The following is a 17,214-nucleotide window of genomic DNA, read 5'->3' on the forward strand; positions in this document are numbered from 1 at the left end:
CGCACCCGACGACGGAGAAGAAGGAAGGACCGCACATGGCCGTGACCAGTCCGCTCTCGATCGTTGCGCGATCCGCTCTGCAGCTGCGCGATGTCGGGCCCGCGACCGTGAACGACCTGTCTCGTTCGCTCGAGATCTCGCGCACCTCGGTCGAGAACGCCGTGACCGTCCTGGCCGAGTCCGGGCTGATCGTCGACGCTCCTGCTCAGAACGGCGGCGGCGCCGGACGCCCCGCCCGCCGCTACTCCTTCCACGGCGCCGCTGGCACCGTGGTGGGGGTCGACATCGGGGTCGCGAGCGTGCGCGTGGTGCTCGCCGACCTGTCCGGACTCGTGATCGCGCAGCGCAGCTACTCCGGTGTGGCCGCGCAGCCCGACGGCGCCTCCAAGCTCGCCGCCGTGATCGACGATGTGCGCCGCACCCTCTCCGCCGTCTCCATCCCCGCCTCGAAGGTGCGCGCGGTCGGCGTCTCGCTCCCCGGCATCGTCGACGATGCGGGGCGCGTGACCACCTCCGTCGTCATCCCCGAATGGTCGGGCATCGACATCGGCTCACAGCTGCGGCAGGCCTTCGGCTGTCCGGTCGCCGTCGACAACGGCGTGCGCCTCGCAGCTGTCGCGGAACACCACCTCGGTGTCGCGCAGCTGGTCGACGACGTGATCTACCTCTCGGTCGGCAACCGCATCGCGATGGGACTGATCCTCGGCGGACGCCCGCGGCGCGGCATCCACAACGCCGCCGGCGACATCGGCCGGCTCGCCTTCCGGGGGCTGAACACCGAGACGGGTCAGATCTCGTGGCGCACGGCGCCGACCGCAGCCGAGGTGTTCGCGAAAGCCCGCGGTGGCGATGAGGCCGCCCAGCGGGAGCTCGACGGCTTCATCGACGAACTCGCCCACGGGATCGCCACCCTGACCATGACGGTCGACCCGGCCATGATCGTGATCGGCGGCGGACTGTCCGCAGCGCACGAGCAGCTGCTCGACCCGCTTCGGGCCGCCCTGCCCGGCCACCTCGGCCTGCCGTTCCAGGTGCCGATCGCCGAAGCGCGACTGGGCGCCGAGGCCGCCGCGCACGGAGCGGTCGTGCACGCGTTCCAGCGCCACGCCGCCGAGATCTACGGCATCGAGGACATGCCGGCCCCGCCGATCACCCCGCTGCCGATCGAGGCGGCCGGCACCGACGACACCACCGTCGAGAACACCGAGGAGAAGCAGTGAGCACGTTGAAGGTCGGACTCATCGGCGCCGGGGGAATCTCCCGCGTGCACGCCGACGCCTGGCGGGCGCTCGGCGCCGAGGGGTACGTCACCTCTCTCGTGGGAGCCGAGGCGATCGCCGAGGAGTACGGATTCGAGCTGGTCCCCGATGTCGACACGCTCATCGGTCTGGTCGACATCGTCGACATCGTGACCCCGAGCAGCACCCACGCCGACTTCGCGCAGCGGGCCATCGCTCGCGGACTCGACGTGATCTGCGAGAAGCCGCTCGCGGCGACCGCCGAGGCCGCTGCGACCATCGCCCGCGCCGCAGAAGAGGCCGGTGTGCGGCTCTTCCCTGCCCACGTCGTGCGGTACATGGGTGAGTACGCCCAGATCAAGGCGGGCATCGACGCCGGTCGCATCGGCACGCTCGCCGTGCAGCGGTTCAGCCGCGCCGGCTCCGCCCCGCAGACCCCGTGGTTCTTCTCGGAGAGCGCCGGTGGCGGCGTGATCCGCGACCTGATGATCCACGACATCGACCAGGCGGTCTGGTTCGCCGGTCCCGTCGCGACGGTCTATGCGGTGCAGAACCCGCCGACGGTCGATGACCGCGTGCCCGCCCCCGTGACCTCGCATGTCGTGCTGACGCACCGCAACGGCGTGATCAGCCACATCCACGGCAGTTGGGTCGCGCCGGGCATGCCCTTCCGCACGAGCGTCGAGGTCGCAGGTTCCGAGGGACGCCTGCGCTACGACAGCGCCGAGGACAACGCGCTGCGCACCGACGCCGTGCTCCCCGAGGGTGACACCGACTATCTGCCGCCGATGTCTCCGCAGGAGAGTCCGTACTACGCCGAGATCGCCGACTTCGTCGCCGCTGTGCGCGAGGGCCGTGACGCGAGGGTCAGCCCCGCCGACGGCATCGAGGCCGTGGCCGTGGCCGAGGCCGCGTACGCCTCGATCGCCGGCGGAGCCCCGATCACCCTGCCCGAACGCTCCGCCGCCGACGCCGAGGAGGCCGCCCGATGAACACTCCCGTCCCGCTGCGGATCGCCGTGCTCTCGTTCGCGCACACGCACTCGCTCAGCTACGTGCACGCGCTGAAAGCGATGCCGGGCGTCGAGCTGGTCGCCGCCGATCCCGACGGCGCCGCGGCTGCCGACGACGCGCTCCGGGGCGCGGCCCTGGCCGCCGAGCTCGGCGTCGCGTACGTCGACACCTACGACGAGGCCTTCGCCTGGAAGCCCGACGCCGTGGTGATCGCCGCCGAGAACTCCCGCCACCGCGCCCTCGTCGAGCGCGCGGCCGCTGCCGGGGTGCACGTGCTGTGCGAGAAGCCGCTGGCCACCACGGTCGAGGATGCCGCCGCGATGCAGGAGGCCTGCGAGCGTGCCGGCGTGATCCTCATGGTCGCCTACCCTGTGCGCTTCGCGCCGAGCGTGCGCGACGCGATCACCGAGCTGCGCAGCGGGCGCCTCGGGAAGGTCCTCGGCGTCACCGGCATCAACAACGGGAAGCTCCCGCAGGACCGCGCCTGGTTCACCGATCCGGAACTGGCCGGAGGCGGCGCGCTGGTCGACCACGTCGTGCACTGCGCCGACCTGCTCGACGAGCTCCTGGGCGAGCGGGCCCAGTCGGTGCGCGCCGTGTCGAACAGCATCCTGCACGCCGAGCGCGAGCTCGAGGTCGAGACCGGCGGACTCGTCTCGATCCGGTACCCGAGCGGCGTCATCGCCACGATCGACTGCTCCTGGAGCTGGCCGATGAGCTCGGCCACCTGGGGAGGGCTGACCCTCCAGGTCGTCGCCGAGCGCGGCACCGTCACCGTCAGCCCCTTCGCCAAGGGCGTCGCCGGGCATGATGCGCACGGCGAGACCTGGAGCCCGGTGGGCGCCGACCTCGACGCGCTGCTGCTCGACGAGTTCGTGCACGCCGTGCGCGAGGGCCGGCAGCCGCAGCCCGACGCCGGCGTGGGCATCCGCACGGTCGAGATCGCCACGGCCGCCCAGGCCTCTGCCTCCCGCGGTGGCGAGGTCGTCACGCTCTGATCACCTGGATCGGCCCCTTGAAGTTGCCTTACCGCTCCTCGCGTATGATGGGCGACTCCTTTCCTGATCGGTCATATCACGTCTGAGTCCCGCCTCTCGGCCGTTCGGGAGCTGGCCGATGAGCCGTGGTTGCACTCGCGCATCGGGGCCTAGCGCTCAATTCCTCGCACAGGCACCGATATATATTGATCCCAGGAGGGCAACCAATGAGTAGATTCCACGTCAGCCAGATCGAGACATTTCTGAGGGCGGGGTACGAGGCCGACCACTGGGACGCGGCGCTCGACGATGTCAATAATCTCTCCCGCCTTCTTGCGTTGTGGGCAACAGATTTGGTGATTGGGGATACAGATGCCTCCCTGGTCGAGCTGACGGATGGTGGGGCTGATCGGGGCATCGACGCGGTGGGTCTCAACACGACCACAAAAGAAGTGACGTTTGTGCAGTCGAAGTGGCGCCAAGACGGAAGCGGCTCAATGGGGTTGGGCGATGTCCTGAAGTTCCTCAATGGCGTACGCGCTCTCCTTGGGATGAAGGCAGAAGGCGAGCCAGTGCACGCGAGCGCAGAGATGCGAGAGTCTATTCAGACTCTCCTTCGCACACCCGGCGCTCGGATTCGGCTGGTGACTGCCACGACTGCATCGGAAGCGTTGAGCGACGACGTCACTGCACCGATCGATGAGCTTCTGTCTTCGTTGAACGACTTGCCGGGCACCGAGCCAATGGCGCTGCACAGACATCTAGCTCAGTCCGACCTATTCAACGCAATCGCCGAGAACGATCGACCCTCCGTTGACCTTGACCTCCAGATTCTGGATTGGGGCAAGTCGGCCGATCCGCAGAAGATGTACTACGGGCGAGTGAGCGCAGCTCAGATCGCGAACTGGTTCCAGACCCATGGGGCTGACCTGTTCGCCGAGAATATTAGAGTCGTGATCCCCAGGTCGGACATCAACGATGGGATTCAACAGACGATCCATGCGGAGCCTGACAACTTCGCGTTCTACAACAACGGAATCACAATCCTGGCAAGTTCTATCGAACTCGCACTTGGTGGCGCGCTCGCACGAGACGTCGGCTACCTGAAGTTGAAAAACGCGAGCGTCGTCAACGGCGCCCAGACCGTCTCGACACTCGGAGCGGTTCTTGGCACTGAGTTCGAGGCCAATCTTGGTAACGCGTTCGTTATTGTCCGATGCATCGAAGTGCCGGTTGGAGAGGAAGGGCTCGGTCAGAGCATCACTCGATTCGCGAACACGCAGAACGAGGTTTCCAGTCAAGATTTTGCATTCCTCGATGAACAGCAGCATCGCCTCGTTCGCGAGCTCCAGGTTCTGGGCTTCGAGTACATTGTTCGGTCAGCGGAGCTCCCGCGTTCCACTGACCGAACAAAGGTCATTGAAATTAGGGATGCGGCCGTGGCGCTAGCATGCGCGCACCCGAAGATCAACTACTCAATCATCGCCAAGCGCGAGGTATCCCGCCTATTCGCAGAGCGAGGCGTGTACTCGGCACTTTTCAATCCGAATACTGACCCCCTTGCACTCGCCCGAGCCGTCATGGTCGTCGACGAGGTAGACAGTGCATTCGATGTGCTCGAAGCTGAGGGCATCGAAGCGGGAGTGGCCGTTCACGGCCGTCGCGTCATCTCGCACATCATCATGCGACATATCGGTACTAAAGCGATGACCGACCCCACCGTCGATTTCGATGTGCTCCTCGCCGCGGTCGCCACTGATGCGATGAAGTATCTGGCCGCAATCGTTGCGGTCTTCCCCGAGAATGCATATCCGGGAAATGTATTCAAGAACCAAGCGCGAGTCGTCGAACTTATGCGCGACGCCGGCTTGGACTCATAACACCCGCGCCGCTCTTGACCTTGGGGGGGGTCGATCCCACCCTGGGGGGGGTCGATCCCACCCTGGGGGTCACCGGTACTTTCTCCGCGCCAATCTTGGCGTGGGCATCCGCACGGTCGAGATCGCCACGGCCGCCCAGGCCTCTGCCTCCCGCGGTGGCGAGGTCGTCACGCTCTGAGCCCGCTCCGGGCGGGAAGGCGCGACGGGCCGGACACCTGACTCCCAGCAGACAGGGGTATGCTGACCCGTTGGGTCGTCCGACCCCGAAGAGTCCCGAAAGGCGGTGATGGCGATGTCCGGTGATAGTTACGACGCCGCCTTCGCTGCGTCGAGACTCCCTGCGCTCACGCGTTGACCTTCCGGTCCGCTTTCGCACGTCCTCCCTCGCAGCCGTCGGCGGCGTCATCCGCCCCTGACGAATCCGCGCACGGTGCTCTCTGCCGCCGTGCCCCTGCGAGAACGGAGCCGCATCATGGCGCTCATCGACAACGGCGTGTACGTCCACGGACGTCGCGTGGAGACCCCCAAGAACCTGGACGAGACCTACCGGCTGCTGGATGCAGCCGGCGGCATCGCCTGGATCGGCCTGTACCGACCCAGCCCCGAGGAAGTGGCGTCCGTCGCTCGCGAGTTCGACCTGCATCCGCTCGCCGTCGAGGATGCGCTCTCCGGGCACCAGCGTTCGAAGGTGGAGCGCTACGGCGACACCCTGTTCGCCGTGCTGCGCCCCGCGCGCTACCGCGATGAGCAGGAGTCGATCGAGTTCGGCGAGCTGCACCTGTTCGTCGGCCCCGACTTCGTGGTGACGATCCGGCATGCCGAGTCGCCCAACCTCGCCGCCGTGCGCGCCCGCATGGAGGCGAACCCCGCGCTGCTCGCGATGGGCCCCGAGGCCGTGCTGTACGCGATCCTCGACGAGGTCGTCGACGGGTACGAGCCGATCGTGGCGGGGCTCCTCAACGACATCGACGAGATCGAGGACCAGCTCTTCGGCGACGGCGACGACGACAGCGCTCTCTCCCGCCGCATCTACGAGCTGTCCCGCGAGGTCATCAACTTCCAGCGCGCCGTGCACCCCCTGAACGGGATGCTGGAGTGGCTGCGCCGCGGTTCCGAGAAGTACCGCATCGACGAGGAGCTGCAGCGCTCCCTGCGTGACGTGCTCGACCACACGATCCGCGTGAACGAGAAGATCGACTCCTTCCGCGCGATCCTCGAGAACGCGTTGACCGTGCACTCCGCGCTCGTCGCCCGTCGGCAGACCGAGGCCGGGCTCGCGCAGAACGACGAGATCAAGAAGATCTCCTCCTGGGCCGCGATCATCTTCGCGCCGACGCTGGTCGGCACGGTGTACGGCATGAACTTCGACGTGATGCCCGAGCTGCATTGGGCCTTCGGCTACCCGATGGCCATCGGTGCGATGGTCGCCTTCGCCGTCGGTCTGTTCGGGGTGTTCAAGTACAAGAAGTGGCTCTGATCGCCAGGCGTCAGGGGAGGACCATACGGTCCTCCCCTGACGCCTTCTCTTGGGCTACAGCGCCGGTGCGCGACGCGCGCCCGTCGCCTGCTCGTACGCGTACGCGAAGGAGAGAAGCGACGCATCGCTCAGGCGTGTGCCGATGAAGGTGAGCCCGATCGGCAGACCGGAGTCGGTGAAGGCACTCGGCACAGTGATGTTCGGATACCCGGCAAGCGAGGTGTTGCGCGTGCTGCTCTGGAACGACGGGGGCTTCTGAGCCTGCAGTGAGGCCGCGGGCAGATCGGAGATCGTGACGATCGCGTCGAGGTCATGCTTCCTCAGGACATCGTCCACACTCTCCTGAGCGCGCGTGGCCACCATCTCACGATGTGCGCGATACTCGGGATCCTCGACGTTCCCATCGGTCCTGTCCGCCATGACGAAGTAGTCCTGTTCGAGCGGGATCGGCAGTTCGACATCGGCGTGCTCCTGGTTATAGGCGATGAGTTCGGTCAGACTCCGCGGGTGATCGCCAGGAGTCGTCTCCAGATACCGGTTGAGATCGTGCTTGAACTCGGTGAGCACAGCAGGAAGGAGATCCGTCGGCACCAGCGACTCGATGTCGGGCACGTCGGCGCCTTCGATCACGGTCGCGCCCAGGCCACGCAGCACCTCGACAGACATGTCGAACGCGTCGTCCGCTTCATCATCGACGCCCTCATGACCCTCGCGCCATACCCCAATGCGACTGCCGTGCAGTGCGCCCTGGTCGAGGAGGTCGTCGAGATCCTGGGGAAGACGCCCATCGACGGAGTCAGCGTCTGCATCGTCGTGTCCTGCGATCACCTGCAGCGTGATGGCCGCATCCGTCACGGTGCGGGCGATCGGGCCGGGCGAATCGTGCTTGCTCGTGATGGGAATGACGCCCGAACGACTGACGACTCCGAGGGTGGGCTTCACGCCGACCGTCGATGCGGATGCGGCGGGGCAGGTGATCGAGCCGTCGGTGTCCGTGCCGATCGAGACCGTGGCGAGCGCTGCGGCCGCCGCGACGGCCGCGCCGCTCGACGAGCCACAGGGCGTCCGCTCCCTGTCGTAAGGGTTACGGGTCTGCCCACCCACGGCGCTCCACCCGGCCGGCTGCTTCGACGAGTAGAAGTTGGCCCACTCGGACATGTTGGTCTTACCAAGGATGATCGCCCCCGCCTCACGCAGCCGTTGCACGAGGAAGGCATCCTGCGCCGGCTTCGATCCGGCGAGCGCGGTCGAACCAGCCGTGGTCCTCTGCGCATCGGCGGTGTCCATGTTCTCCTTCAGCAGCACAGGGATGCCCTCCAGCGGCCCGCGGGACTCATCGGACCGGCGGCGCTCATCGCTCTCCTGCGCGAGGTCGAGCGCGTCGGGGTTGGTCTGCACGATGGCGTGGAGGGTCGGGTTCAGCTTCTCGATCCTGTCGAGGTAGGCCTGTGTCAGCGCCTCGGCATCCAGCTCCTCCTCGTCCATGGCGTGCTGCAGCTCCGGGATGGTCATCTCATCGAGGAACGTCGACATGTCCGCGCCGGGTTCGGGCGCTTTCACGCCGACCGTGCAGGCCGTGAGTGGTGCGGCCAGGCACGCGACTGCCATCAGGGCCACGAACCCGCGCCGTCGATGTCGGTTCGAGTTGTGCATCTTTCATCTCCTGTCACAGCGTCGGCATGGCGACACCGGGTGCGAATCGGTTGGTGTGCTGCCCCGCTTCTCAGCGCGGGGAAGAGCGCTTGAGCGGCGCCTCTATCGACGCTAGGTTCGCGGGGCGACGACCACGAGGGAGCCTGTCACCGCATGGGGGTGTAGCAGGCTGCACCGTTCAGAGGATGGCGGATGCGACCTCTTCGTCGTCGCGGTCGCTGTCGCCGCCCGCGACGTATGTCAGGCACGCGCGCACGCACGCGGATGCGAGACACTCCAGGGAGTCCACCACTGTGGTCAGCAGAGAGGCCGGCCCAAGCACGAGCGGGAGTTCCGTGCATGCGGCGACCAGCACGTCGGCGCCGCCCCTGTGCAGGCGCGAAGCCGCGGATGCCACCCGGTCCTCGGCCAGGGAGAGTCGTCGTCCGCTCTTCACGAGCCCGATGGCCTCGTCGATCAACCGGGACTGGTCACAGTCCGAGGGGTACATGACGCGAAGGCCACGACGCGATGCCGCCGCGTCGTACAGTGCCGCCGCCCTGGTGCCGCGTGTACCCAGGACCCCCACCCGCTCCGCTCCGCTGCGAGCAACCAGGTCCAGCGTCTCGCCGACCATGTCGATCCAGACCAGCCGCGTGGAGGCGCGCAGTTCTGGCAGGAAAGCATGCGCGGTGTTGCACGGGATCGCCAGGATCTCCGCCCCCGCTGTTTCGAGCTTTCTGGCGCCATCCACCATCGCGGGCACCGGCGACGGCCCGCCCGCCAGGATCGCGGCCGTACGATCCGGAATCCGCGGATCGCTCCAGATCACCGTCGGAATGTGACCCTGATCGTGGCCCGCCGGTGTCGCTCGAACCACCGCGTCGTAGAAGCGGGCCGTGGCGAGCGGCCCCATCCCGCCGAGCACGCCGAGGACCCGAGGCTCGCCTGGTGCGCGCAGGCGCACGGAAGCGGGCGACGGATTCATGAGTCGATCGTCCCCCTTGGGGGCAGCGGGACGTCGGTGCTGATGGACGAAAGTGCGTCGCCGGTTCGTCCGAGTGCGGTGGACGGCATACGTCACCCGATCCGCGAGGCCGAGAAGATCAGCTGGTCGGCATGAACGCCGAGGCGATGCCCGGGCTACAGTGGCCTTCGGCTACCCGATGGCCATCGGTGCGATGGTCGCCTTCGCCGTCGGTCTGTTCGGGGTGTTCAAGTACAAGAAGTGGCTCTGATCGCCAGGGCGGATCCGGGGGGATGATGCACGTGCGAGGCCGATGGACGGTCGATGCCGCGCGCGAGGGTCGCGCGATTTTCGACTACGTGTGGGGCCTGCGCCCGCTGTTCCTGCGCTGGCCGTTCCTGGCCGCCCTGGCCGTCGTCGCGGCGGTGGCGATCGGGCTCGTCATCGGGACCGGTTCCGTTCTGGGGTGGATCGTCCTGGGCCTGCTCGGGTCGCTGCTCCTGCTCGTGCTCGTTCTTCGTCTGGTGCTGGTGCGCTCCTTGCGGGCGGGTCTGAAGCCGGGCGTTCCCGACGGTTCGACGGTCGAGGTCGCTCTCGACGACACGGCGTGGACCTCGACATCCCCCGGCCAGAGCCACACCTTCCCGTGGGAGGCGTACGACCGTGTCGCGGTCTCGGACGGATACCTGATCCTGACCGCGGCACGGAAGGGCACGTGGATTCCGCACTCGCTCGTCTACGCACCCCTCGCCGCCTTCGACGCCGACCCGGAGTCCGTCGTGGGGTTCGTCACCGCCGCACGGAAACGGCGGTGACCGCCTGCTGCTTCCGGCAGCAGACCTGATGGAGACTGGGTTCACGCAGAAGGATTCCGAGGGGTTGTCAGTGATCACCGCCACGTACAGGCAGCAGTACATGAAGGCCTATGCCGACGACAGCGCGAAAGATCGAGGCCACTACCGGGATGTGACCGCGTATCTGGATGCCTGCCGCAAGATCTTCGACGACTACTGCGACGGCAAGCCGGCAGATCAACAGGTCCACACGTGGCGCGGGCTGCTGCGGGTGCCGTGGAAGCTGGCCGCGCACGACGCGCTTCTGGCTGAGGACATGCCTGCCCTGAACGATGCCCTGTTCCACTTCGCCGTCGCCGAGGGCTGCCGGAACTGGACCGGTTCCACCCCCGACTACGCCTACCCCACGGTCAAACGCGTCTTGGCGGCGGGGATGTTCGATCGCGTGCCGCTTCTGCTGCCCGAGGAGTTCCTGGACCGCGGCACGTGGGCACCCATGGCCTCCGTTGTCATGGTCCTCTGGCACGGGCGTGAAGACCTCGCGCCGTCGGTGCGGGTGCGCGCTCACCGCCACCTGGAGCGAAAGCAGCCGAAGCTGTACGAGGCGGAGTTGAGGTACCTGCTCGCGCTGCTCGACGAAGACCCGGAGGAGGCTTCCATCCAGCTGAACAACTACGTCAACGCGGTCTCGCGTGTCTCCGAATCGGGCGTCGGAGCGTTGGAGAAGCTGTTCTGGCCCTTCGCTCACGGACTGTACAACCTGGCGTGGAAGGTCTGGCCGGAAGACGGGGCCCGTTCGATCCGGCTCCCCGAGCACAAGCGCTTCTGCGACGACCTGGCTCTCTGGCAGAGCGAGAACGGCTTCCCGGCCGGCACCGTGCGCATCAGCTACCCCGAGCCGCTCGGGCTCGTCAACACACTGCTGGCCATCACCCCGCCGCCGCTGCATCTGCTCCCCCACGAGGATGCGTTCGACGAGGCCCGGTATCGCGCCGAGCTGACCACGGCGGTCCTCGCCTCGCACGGCCGGAGCTGAGCGACGCGGGCGCACCGTCGCTCCTCCCCTCACGAAGCGGGCGCGATCGGCAGCATCACTCGAGTGGCTCGCCGGTGCTGGCGAACCGAGGATCGTTCCGTCTGGCGAAGCTCCGGGCGCTCTGCGCCGACAGGGCGAGCAGGACGAGGATGTCGAGGGCGACGCTGGCGAGCGATGTCTGGAACGTGACGGGGATCCCGGCGTTCCACCAGTCCAGGAAGACGACGATGATGCTGAGCGAGGCGAAGCTCATCGCCACGATGCGGGCCCAGTTCGCCCCCGCGAAGACGAGGCCGGCGAGCACGCCGTAGAACACGTACCAGACGCCGAGCGCGCTCAAACCGATGACGAGGAGGAGATCGGCGACGTCTGCGGGCACCAGCAGGCCACCATCGGCGGAGGCGAAGACATCCTCCCTGATCGCGTTCCAGTTCAGCACGTAGATGAGGATCGAGATGAACCCCCAGATCACGCGGAGCGACATCAGCACGGCACCGAGCCCGGTGGCCAGCGGACGCCTCACGACAGCCCCCGCAGCTCAGTGACCGGCGCCTGGTCGTCGGGCTCCGTCATGGCGGCTGTCGGCTGCGCCTTCGTGACGTGGCGGAGATCGATGACCGGCAGGTCGCCGTCGGTGTGGATGCTGTCACCACCCCCGTTTCGGGAGTGATAGCCCGTGGAGAAGTCGCGGATGATGACGATGCGCACCCCGGCGTGGGCGTCCCGCAGCGTGCGGACGATGTGATCGCGTTCGATGTCGATGTCCGCATCGATCTTGTGCGTGACCTGCAGGGTGAACAGCGAGAACCCGACAGCGCGGTCGAAGGTGCCGGCGGCCACCCAGTCCACGCGGTGCCCGCCGGGCAGCATCCACCCCTCGGGACAGCGCCAGAACCTCACGTGGTGCCGCTTGGACGGGTTGCCCTCGACCTCCTGCTGATACGCGAGATCCTGTCGACGACCGAACAGGAAGAGCGGGCTGACGGGCGCCTCGTCGTAGCTGCGCCGCAGCACGGTCGACTGCACGATGCGCCAGGTCGACGCGGCGGTGATCTCGTCGGCGCGCGTCCATCCGGCCTCGGCCATGCATCGGGTGAGCTGCTCCTGCGTGCCGAGGACCGCGAGGTTCACCGGATCGCCGAGCAGGCCGTCGCTGGTTCGGGCGCGCCCGATGAAGTAGCTGGGCACGTAGATGCGCGTGAGGATGGAGTGCAGTCTCGGCAGCACGAGGTACGCGAGGAGCAGCCAGAAAGCGATCGCGAAGGCGATGGCCCACCAGCCCCACGAGAACGCCTCGGTGATGAGGAGGTAGGCGAGCCAGATCGCGGCGACACCGGCGAAGACGAAGAAGGCATCGTCGAGAGCCGCGTTGACGGAGAACCGCCGACGCTGGACCAGAGGATCCCGCCTCTTGACTGGTTCCGCCATGTCCACATCCTAGGAAGTGCCCGCACCGGTGAGAAGACGCTGATCGCGCACCGCTCGACGCGGCTGTTCAGCGCGTCCGGGATTCCGTCATGGCCAGGGCATCGGCGGCGCGCACGAGCGCGAGATGGGAGAACGCCTGCGGGGTGTTGCCGAGCTGCCGCTGCGCCACCGGGTCGTACTCCTCGGAGAGCATCCCCACGTCGTTCGCCAGCCCGCACAACCTCTCCATGAGGTCAGCCGCCTCCCCGCGCCGTCCGGTCAGGGCATACTGCTCGACGAGCCAGAACGAGCAGGCGAGGAACGCCCCCTCGGTTCCGGAGAGTCCATCCACTCCCGTCGCGGTGCGATACCGACGCACCAGCCCGCCCGACATCAGTGTCTGCTCGATGCGCTCGACCGTCGCCAGCATCCGCGGATCGTCGGGTGGGCAGTAGCCCACCTGCGGAAGAAGCAGCAGCGAGGCGTCGACCTCGGTCGTCGCGTAGTGCTGCACGAAGTGGCCGTCGACGACGCCGTCGCGATCGATCTCCTCGCGCATCCGATCGCGCAGCCCACGCCAGCGCTCCACGGGGCCTTCGAGGCCGTACTCCTCGACCGCGAGCACCGCGCGGTCGAACGCCGCCCACATCATCACCCGAGAGTGGGTGAAGAGACGGGGCTCACCACGGATCTCCCACAGCCCCTGATCGGGGCGATCGAGCTGCTCGGAGGCGAACCGCAGCAGCTCGCGCTCCAACGGCCAGGAGAAGCCCGACTCGTTGAGCCCCGCCGCCCGCGCCGCCGACAGCGTCACCAGCACCTCGCCGACGACATCCGCCTGATACTGGTCCGCCGCGCCGTTGCCGATCCGCACCGGCGTCGACCCCTCGTATCCGGGGAGATTCGGCAGAGCCCGCTCCGGAAGGTCTCGCTCGCCCGCCGGGCCGTACATGATCTGGAGATCGGCGGGGTCTCCGGCGACGCCCCGCAGCAACCATTCCCGCCACTGCCCGGCCACGCCGAGGAAGCCGTGGGCGAGCAGCGCCTCGAGCGTGAGGGCGGCATCGCGCAGCCAGACGTAGCGGTAGTCCCAGTTGCGCACACCCCCGATCTCCTCGGGCAGCGCCATCGTCGCTGCGGCGGCGATACCGCCGGTCTCGTGGTTGGTCAGCGCCCGCAGGATCAGCAGCGACCTGACCACCTCGTCGCGGTGCGGACCATCGTGCGAGATCCGATCCGCCCAGTCCTGCCACCAGGCCTTGGTGTGGCCGAGCTCCTTCTCCACCTCGAGCACCGGCGGGACCTCGAGGTGCGAGGGGAACCAGGTCAGCTGCAGGTCGCGCACCTCTCCGGCGGCCACCGTCAGCTCACCCCGGTGCTGATGGTCGATCGGCTTCAGGGGTGCACCGCGCAACGCGACGGCATCGGGTCCGCCCATCGCGACCAGACACGGCTCGCCGGGCGATCCGACCTGACGCACCCACGGCATGACCCTGGCGTAGTCGAAGCGGATGCTCAGCCGCTGCTCGAAGCGCATCGACCCCTGCACGCCGACGACCCTGCGGATCAGGTCGGTGCGCCGGATCGCGGTGTCGGGGTCGAGTCCGATCGGCATGAAGTCGTGCACCTCCGCCACTGCTCCCGCGCTCTCCCAGCGGGTCACGAGAACGAAGGTGTCGTCGTCGTATCGTCGGGTGCTCAGGGCAGCAGGGGCGGTCGGGCGCAACAGCCATCGGCCATGGGACTCGTCTCCGAGCACGGCCGCGAACGTCGACGCCGAGTCGAGCCGCGGCAGGCACAGCCAATCGATGCTCCCCGCGCGGGAGACGAGCGCCGCCGTGCGGCAGTTGCTCAGCAGGGCATAGTCCTCGATGCGTGCGCGCACCTCGAGGTCGGGGGTATCGATCCTGTCCATCGCCTGCTCGTCCTCCTCCGTGTCCGCCTCAGCGTTCCTGCCCGCGGATCGTCGTGCAACGGGCCGACGCTGATCCACCACGTCACCACGACGCCGACCGCGGCGGACCCGAGCACCGACAGCACGGTGCTCGGGTTCGCCGCTCCACGCCGCTTCGGCGGATCGGAACGAGGGCTCGCGGTCTCCACGGGAGCGGGCTTACGCCGGCGCTGCGCTCTCGTCGGGACCGCTGATGTGGTCGAGCAGGTCGTCGAGCGTGTCGAACGCGATGGTCTCCGAGCCGTCGAGCTCTCGCATCTCGACGCCGTCGACCTCGAGATCGTCGTCCAGCTGCACGAGGATCCGCGAGTCCGGGAACTGCTTCGGTGCGAGGAAGGCGAGCAGCACGGCGTCTGCGAACACCACGACCGACGTGGCCTCGAGGTCGTCGCGCAGGTCGATCTGCTCGACCACGGGCTCGTCGTCCACCGCGTCGTCGATGTCGGCGGCCACCTCGTCGATGATCGCGCGCCAGCGCGACTCCCCCACCGAGAGGATGCGCGAGACCGCGGCGATCAACGCATCGTGATCGACGTCGTCGCCCTGTTCGTCATCGTCTTCGAGCTCCGGGTCGACGTTGACGTTGACCACGGTGCCCGCGGCGTCGATGCTCGCGCGCCCGTAGACCAGGCCGTTCTCCGCGAGAGGATCTTCGAGCAGTCCGCTCTCGACGATGCGGGCCAGGAGGGTGTCGAGCGCAGGCGAAGTCATGCCTCCAGTCTTTCGCATCGAGCGCGGTCGTGGGCGGTCATCGCGCACGGAGCAGCGGAGCCAGGAGCACCCCGATGGCCGCCAGGATCGCAGCCACCACCAGCACCCCGGCCGCCCCGTTCTGTGCGTAGGCCATGCCGGCGACCACAGGACCGGCGAAGGCTCCGAGATTCAGTGCCGCGGTGGCGTAGGCGCCCCCGAGCACCGGAGCACCCGACGCCTGCCCGACGATGCGAGCGATCAGCGCCGAGCCGACGGCGAACGACAGCATGCCGCCGGCCGCCGCACCGATGAAGACGCCGGGCACCGCGTCGACGCACGCGGCGAAGACGATCCACACCGCGGTCGTCGCCACGGCACCGACCCGGATCCAGGTTCGTTCGATGCCGGCGGCCCACCGACCGGTCGCGGACACCCCGAGGAAGGCCCCCACACCGAAAGTGGCGAGGAGCAGAGGGATCCAGGAATCACCGACGCCGGCATCGGTGCCGATGACGGCGAGGAATGTGAAGACGCCGAAGGTCGCGGCGTTCACCACGACGGCCATCACCACGGCGACGAGCACCGGACGACGCCGAAGCTCGGCGAGCTCCCCGCGCACAGCGATCCGCGGCGAGTGCGCGACGGCGACGAGGGTGCGATCACGCAGCAGGGCCACCACGGCGGGCAGACACAGCAGCACGACGGCCCAGAAGGTCGAACGCCATCCGTGGGCGTTCGCCAGCACCGCGCCGGCAGGAACTCCGACGATCGTGGCCAGAGTCGTGCCGGCGAGCAGCACCGCGACGGCACGTGTCGTCTGCGCCGGCTCGACGATGACCCGCACGGTCGCCAATGCGATCGCGAGGAACCCGGCATAGGCCAGCGCCGCGAACACCCGGCTGACGAGCAGCACCCAGAAGGACGAGACGAGGGCGCCGACCGCATGCGCGGCGATGAAGGCGAGGAGCAGCAGCACGAGAGTGCGCCGCGGTGCCCAGCGGTTGGCGAACACCGCCATGATCGGGGCGCCGATCACCATGCCGACCGCGAATGCCGACGTCAGCAGCGCAGCGGTGGACGGATCGACGTCGAGGTCGGCCGCAAGGGGAAGGAGAAGGCCGGCGAGCATGAACTCGCTGGTGCCCTGGGCGAAGATCGCCAGGGCCAGGACAGGGACGAGCAAGGGCATGGAGCATCCAGACACGAAGACGCCGCTCGAATCGCTCAGGGCGAGGAACAGCGGGCGAGAGAAGGGTCGACAGGGATGCGGGGAGCGCACGACGTGCACTCGACCCGCGATCTACGGTCTGTCGGACTCAGGGCTCACCCCTCCACGGTAACCCACGCCACGCGGCCGATAGGCTCGGAGCCGTGTCGAACGCCGAATCCCCCGCCTCCGCCTCCGCCGCATCCGACCTCCGCCGCATCGCCGCATCGCTCGCAGCACCCGCACCGCTGAACTGGGTCATCACGGGCGACTCGATCACGCACGGCCTGGTGCACACCCAGGGCGGGCGCAGCTATCCGGAGCACCTGCACGAGCTGATCCGCGGTGAACTGGAGCGCGTGCGCGACGTCGTGCTCAACACCGCGATCAGCGGCAACCGCATCGTCGACCTCCTCGACGACTGGGATCGCCGCGTCGCGTCATGGCAGCCCGACGTCGTCACCCTGATGATCGGCACGAACGACGCCTCCGACGGCGGACCGCGCGAGGTCATCACCGCCGACGACTACGCGGCTTCACTGCGTGACTTCGTCGCGCGGGTGCGCGAGCTCGGCGCCGTTCCCGTCCTGCAGACACCACCGGCCATCGACGTCCGCAACGCCCCGGAGCGTGCCCGCATCGGAGAGTTCGCCGAGGCCGTGCGTCAGGTGGCCGCCGGCGAAGACGTCATCCTCGTCGACCAGTACGCCCGCTTCGCCGAGCTCGGCGCCGGCGGAGTGCCGTGGGGACTCATGAACGACCCGTTCCACCCGAACACCGAAGGCCACGCGGCCCTCGCCCTCGAACTCGCCCACGCCATCGGTATCCGCCCCGAAGGCCCTCGCGCACGCACTTTCGCGCTGCTCGAAGGACTCGTGGCGACCGCTCGACAGAACGCATAGGCGGCCCGGACCCCCTCACCCGTCGTGGACGAAAGAC

General features: G+C 68.0%; 15 protein-coding genes. 8 read left to right on the forward strand and 7 right to left on the reverse strand.

Annotated features, from left to right (window positions below; translation table 11 throughout):
* Window positions 1–35: 35 nt before the first annotated feature.
* The 5 genes from F6W70_RS16000 to F6W70_RS16020 all read left to right on the forward strand — a co-directional run bounded on the left by F6W70_RS16000 (window position 36) and on the right by F6W70_RS16020 (window position 6,585).
* On the forward strand, window positions 36–1,220 hold the full coding sequence (locus F6W70_RS16000) for an ROK family transcriptional regulator (RefSeq protein WP_151487315.1): 1,185 nt from the start codon (window positions 36–38) through the stop codon (window positions 1,218–1,220).
* The gene (locus tag F6W70_RS16005) at window positions 1,217–2,230 is read left to right on the forward strand and encodes a Gfo/Idh/MocA family protein (RefSeq protein WP_127481498.1); all 1,014 of its coding nucleotides are present in this window, start codon (window positions 1,217–1,219) and stop codon (window positions 2,228–2,230) included. The genes F6W70_RS16000 and F6W70_RS16005 overlap by 4 nt, the downstream gene beginning before the upstream one ends.
* Window positions 2,227–3,249 (forward strand): Gfo/Idh/MocA family protein, encoded by a 1,023-nt coding sequence (locus F6W70_RS16010; protein WP_151487316.1) that lies wholly within the window; start codon window positions 2,227–2,229, stop codon window positions 3,247–3,249. The genes F6W70_RS16005 and F6W70_RS16010 overlap by 4 nt, the downstream gene beginning before the upstream one ends.
* Window positions 3,250–3,455: 206 nt before the next feature.
* The gene (locus tag F6W70_RS16015) at window positions 3,456–5,108 is read left to right on the forward strand and encodes an AIPR family protein (RefSeq protein WP_151487317.1); all 1,653 of its coding nucleotides are present in this window, start codon (window positions 3,456–3,458) and stop codon (window positions 5,106–5,108) included.
* Between the two features lie 472 nt (window positions 5,109–5,580).
* On the forward strand, window positions 5,581–6,585 hold the full coding sequence (locus tag F6W70_RS16020) for a magnesium and cobalt transport protein CorA (RefSeq protein ID WP_031205899.1): 1,005 nt from the start codon (window positions 5,581–5,583) through the stop codon (window positions 6,583–6,585).
* A gap of 54 nt (window positions 6,586–6,639) precedes the next feature.
* Here F6W70_RS16020 and F6W70_RS16025 read toward each other — a convergent pair whose 3' ends face one another.
* Together F6W70_RS16025 and cuyB are read right to left on the reverse strand one after the other, a co-directional pair.
* Window positions 6,640–8,238 carry an amidase family protein gene (locus F6W70_RS16025; RefSeq protein WP_318278926.1) on the reverse strand — a complete coding sequence of 533 codons (1,599 nt, stop codon included), beginning with the start codon at window positions 8,236–8,238 and terminating at the stop codon, window positions 6,640–6,642.
* A gap of 178 nt (window positions 8,239–8,416) precedes the next feature.
* Window positions 8,417–9,205 carry a cysteate racemase gene (cuyB, locus tag F6W70_RS16030; RefSeq protein ID WP_082531553.1) on the reverse strand — a complete coding sequence of 263 codons (789 nt, stop codon included), beginning with the start codon at window positions 9,203–9,205 and terminating at the stop codon, window positions 8,417–8,419.
* 272 nt (window positions 9,206–9,477) lie between these two features.
* On the opposite strand from cuyB, the gene F6W70_RS16035 reads away from it, so the two are divergent.
* Window positions 9,478–9,999: a hypothetical protein gene (locus tag F6W70_RS16035; protein WP_151487318.1), complete on the forward strand. Its 522-nt coding sequence runs from the start codon at window positions 9,478–9,480 to the stop codon at window positions 9,997–9,999.
* Between the two features lie 28 nt (window positions 10,000–10,027).
* Window positions 10,028–11,014, forward strand: coding sequence for a hypothetical protein (locus tag F6W70_RS16040; RefSeq protein ID WP_151487319.1), 987 nt, complete (start codon window positions 10,028–10,030; stop codon window positions 11,012–11,014).
* A gap of 55 nt (window positions 11,015–11,069) precedes the next feature.
* Here F6W70_RS16040 and F6W70_RS16045 read toward each other — a convergent pair whose 3' ends face one another.
* The 5 genes from F6W70_RS16045 to F6W70_RS16065 all read right to left on the reverse strand — a co-directional run bounded on the left by F6W70_RS16045 (window position 11,070) and on the right by F6W70_RS16065 (window position 16,257).
* Window positions 11,070–11,537: a hypothetical protein gene (locus tag F6W70_RS16045; RefSeq protein ID WP_151487320.1), complete on the reverse strand. Its 468-nt coding sequence runs from the start codon at window positions 11,535–11,537 to the stop codon at window positions 11,070–11,072.
* The gene (locus F6W70_RS16050) at window positions 11,534–12,442 is read right to left on the reverse strand and encodes an LssY C-terminal domain-containing protein (protein WP_151487321.1); all 909 of its coding nucleotides are present in this window, start codon (window positions 12,440–12,442) and stop codon (window positions 11,534–11,536) included. The genes F6W70_RS16045 and F6W70_RS16050 overlap by 4 nt, the downstream gene beginning before the upstream one ends.
* Window positions 12,443–12,509: 67 nt before the next feature.
* Entirely contained in the window at window positions 12,510–14,336 is a 1,827-nt protein-coding gene (locus tag F6W70_RS16055) for a glycoside hydrolase family 15 protein (protein WP_151487322.1), read from the reverse strand.
* 198 nt (window positions 14,337–14,534) lie between these two features.
* Window positions 14,535–15,086 carry a cytochrome C5 gene (locus tag F6W70_RS16060; RefSeq protein WP_151487323.1) on the reverse strand — a complete coding sequence of 184 codons (552 nt, stop codon included), beginning with the start codon at window positions 15,084–15,086 and terminating at the stop codon, window positions 14,535–14,537.
* A gap of 37 nt (window positions 15,087–15,123) precedes the next feature.
* Window positions 15,124–16,257 (reverse strand): MFS transporter, encoded by a 1,134-nt coding sequence (locus F6W70_RS16065; protein ID WP_151487324.1) that lies wholly within the window; start codon window positions 16,255–16,257, stop codon window positions 15,124–15,126.
* A gap of 182 nt (window positions 16,258–16,439) precedes the next feature.
* Between F6W70_RS16065 and F6W70_RS16070 the strand changes: the two genes are divergently transcribed.
* Window positions 16,440–17,177, forward strand: coding sequence for an SGNH/GDSL hydrolase family protein (locus F6W70_RS16070; protein ID WP_151487325.1), 738 nt, complete (start codon window positions 16,440–16,442; stop codon window positions 17,175–17,177).
* Window positions 17,178–17,214 lie beyond the last annotated feature (37 nt).

The organism is Microbacterium maritypicum (assembly GCF_008868125.1).
Lineage (GTDB): Bacteria > Actinomycetota > Actinomycetes > Actinomycetales > Microbacteriaceae > Microbacterium > Microbacterium maritypicum.

Bases quoted from the DNA above. Each gene is read 5' to 3' on its own strand.
- F6W70_RS16010 (WP_151487316.1), top strand. From the start codon at position 2,227: ATGAACACTCCCGTCCCGCTGCGGATCGCCGTGCTCTCGTTCGCGCAC.
- F6W70_RS16040 (WP_151487319.1), top strand. From the start codon at position 10,028: ATGGAGACTGGGTTCACGCAGAAGGATTCCGAGGGGTTGTCAGTGATC.
- F6W70_RS16025 (WP_318278926.1), bottom strand. From the start codon at position 8,238: ATGCACAACTCGAACCGACATCGACGGCGCGGGTTCGTGGCCCTGATG.
- F6W70_RS16055 (WP_151487322.1), bottom strand. From the start codon at position 14,336: ATGGACAGGATCGATACCCCCGACCTCGAGGTGCGCGCACGCATCGAG.
- F6W70_RS16035 (WP_151487318.1), top strand. From the start codon at position 9,478: ATGATGCACGTGCGAGGCCGATGGACGGTCGATGCCGCGCGCGAGGGT.
- F6W70_RS16050 (WP_151487321.1), bottom strand. From the start codon at position 12,442: ATGGCGGAACCAGTCAAGAGGCGGGATCCTCTGGTCCAGCGTCGGCGG.
- F6W70_RS16020 (WP_031205899.1), top strand. From the start codon at position 5,581: ATGGCGCTCATCGACAACGGCGTGTACGTCCACGGACGTCGCGTGGAG.
- F6W70_RS16065 (WP_151487324.1), bottom strand. From the start codon at position 16,257: ATGCCCTTGCTCGTCCCTGTCCTGGCCCTGGCGATCTTCGCCCAGGGC.
- F6W70_RS16000 (WP_151487315.1), top strand. From the start codon at position 36: ATGGCCGTGACCAGTCCGCTCTCGATCGTTGCGCGATCCGCTCTGCAG.
- F6W70_RS16060 (WP_151487323.1), bottom strand. From the start codon at position 15,086: ATGACTTCGCCTGCGCTCGACACCCTCCTGGCCCGCATCGTCGAGAGC.
- F6W70_RS16015 (WP_151487317.1), top strand. From the start codon at position 3,456: ATGAGTAGATTCCACGTCAGCCAGATCGAGACATTTCTGAGGGCGGGG.
- cuyB (WP_082531553.1), bottom strand. From the start codon at position 9,205: ATGAATCCGTCGCCCGCTTCCGTGCGCCTGCGCGCACCAGGCGAGCCT.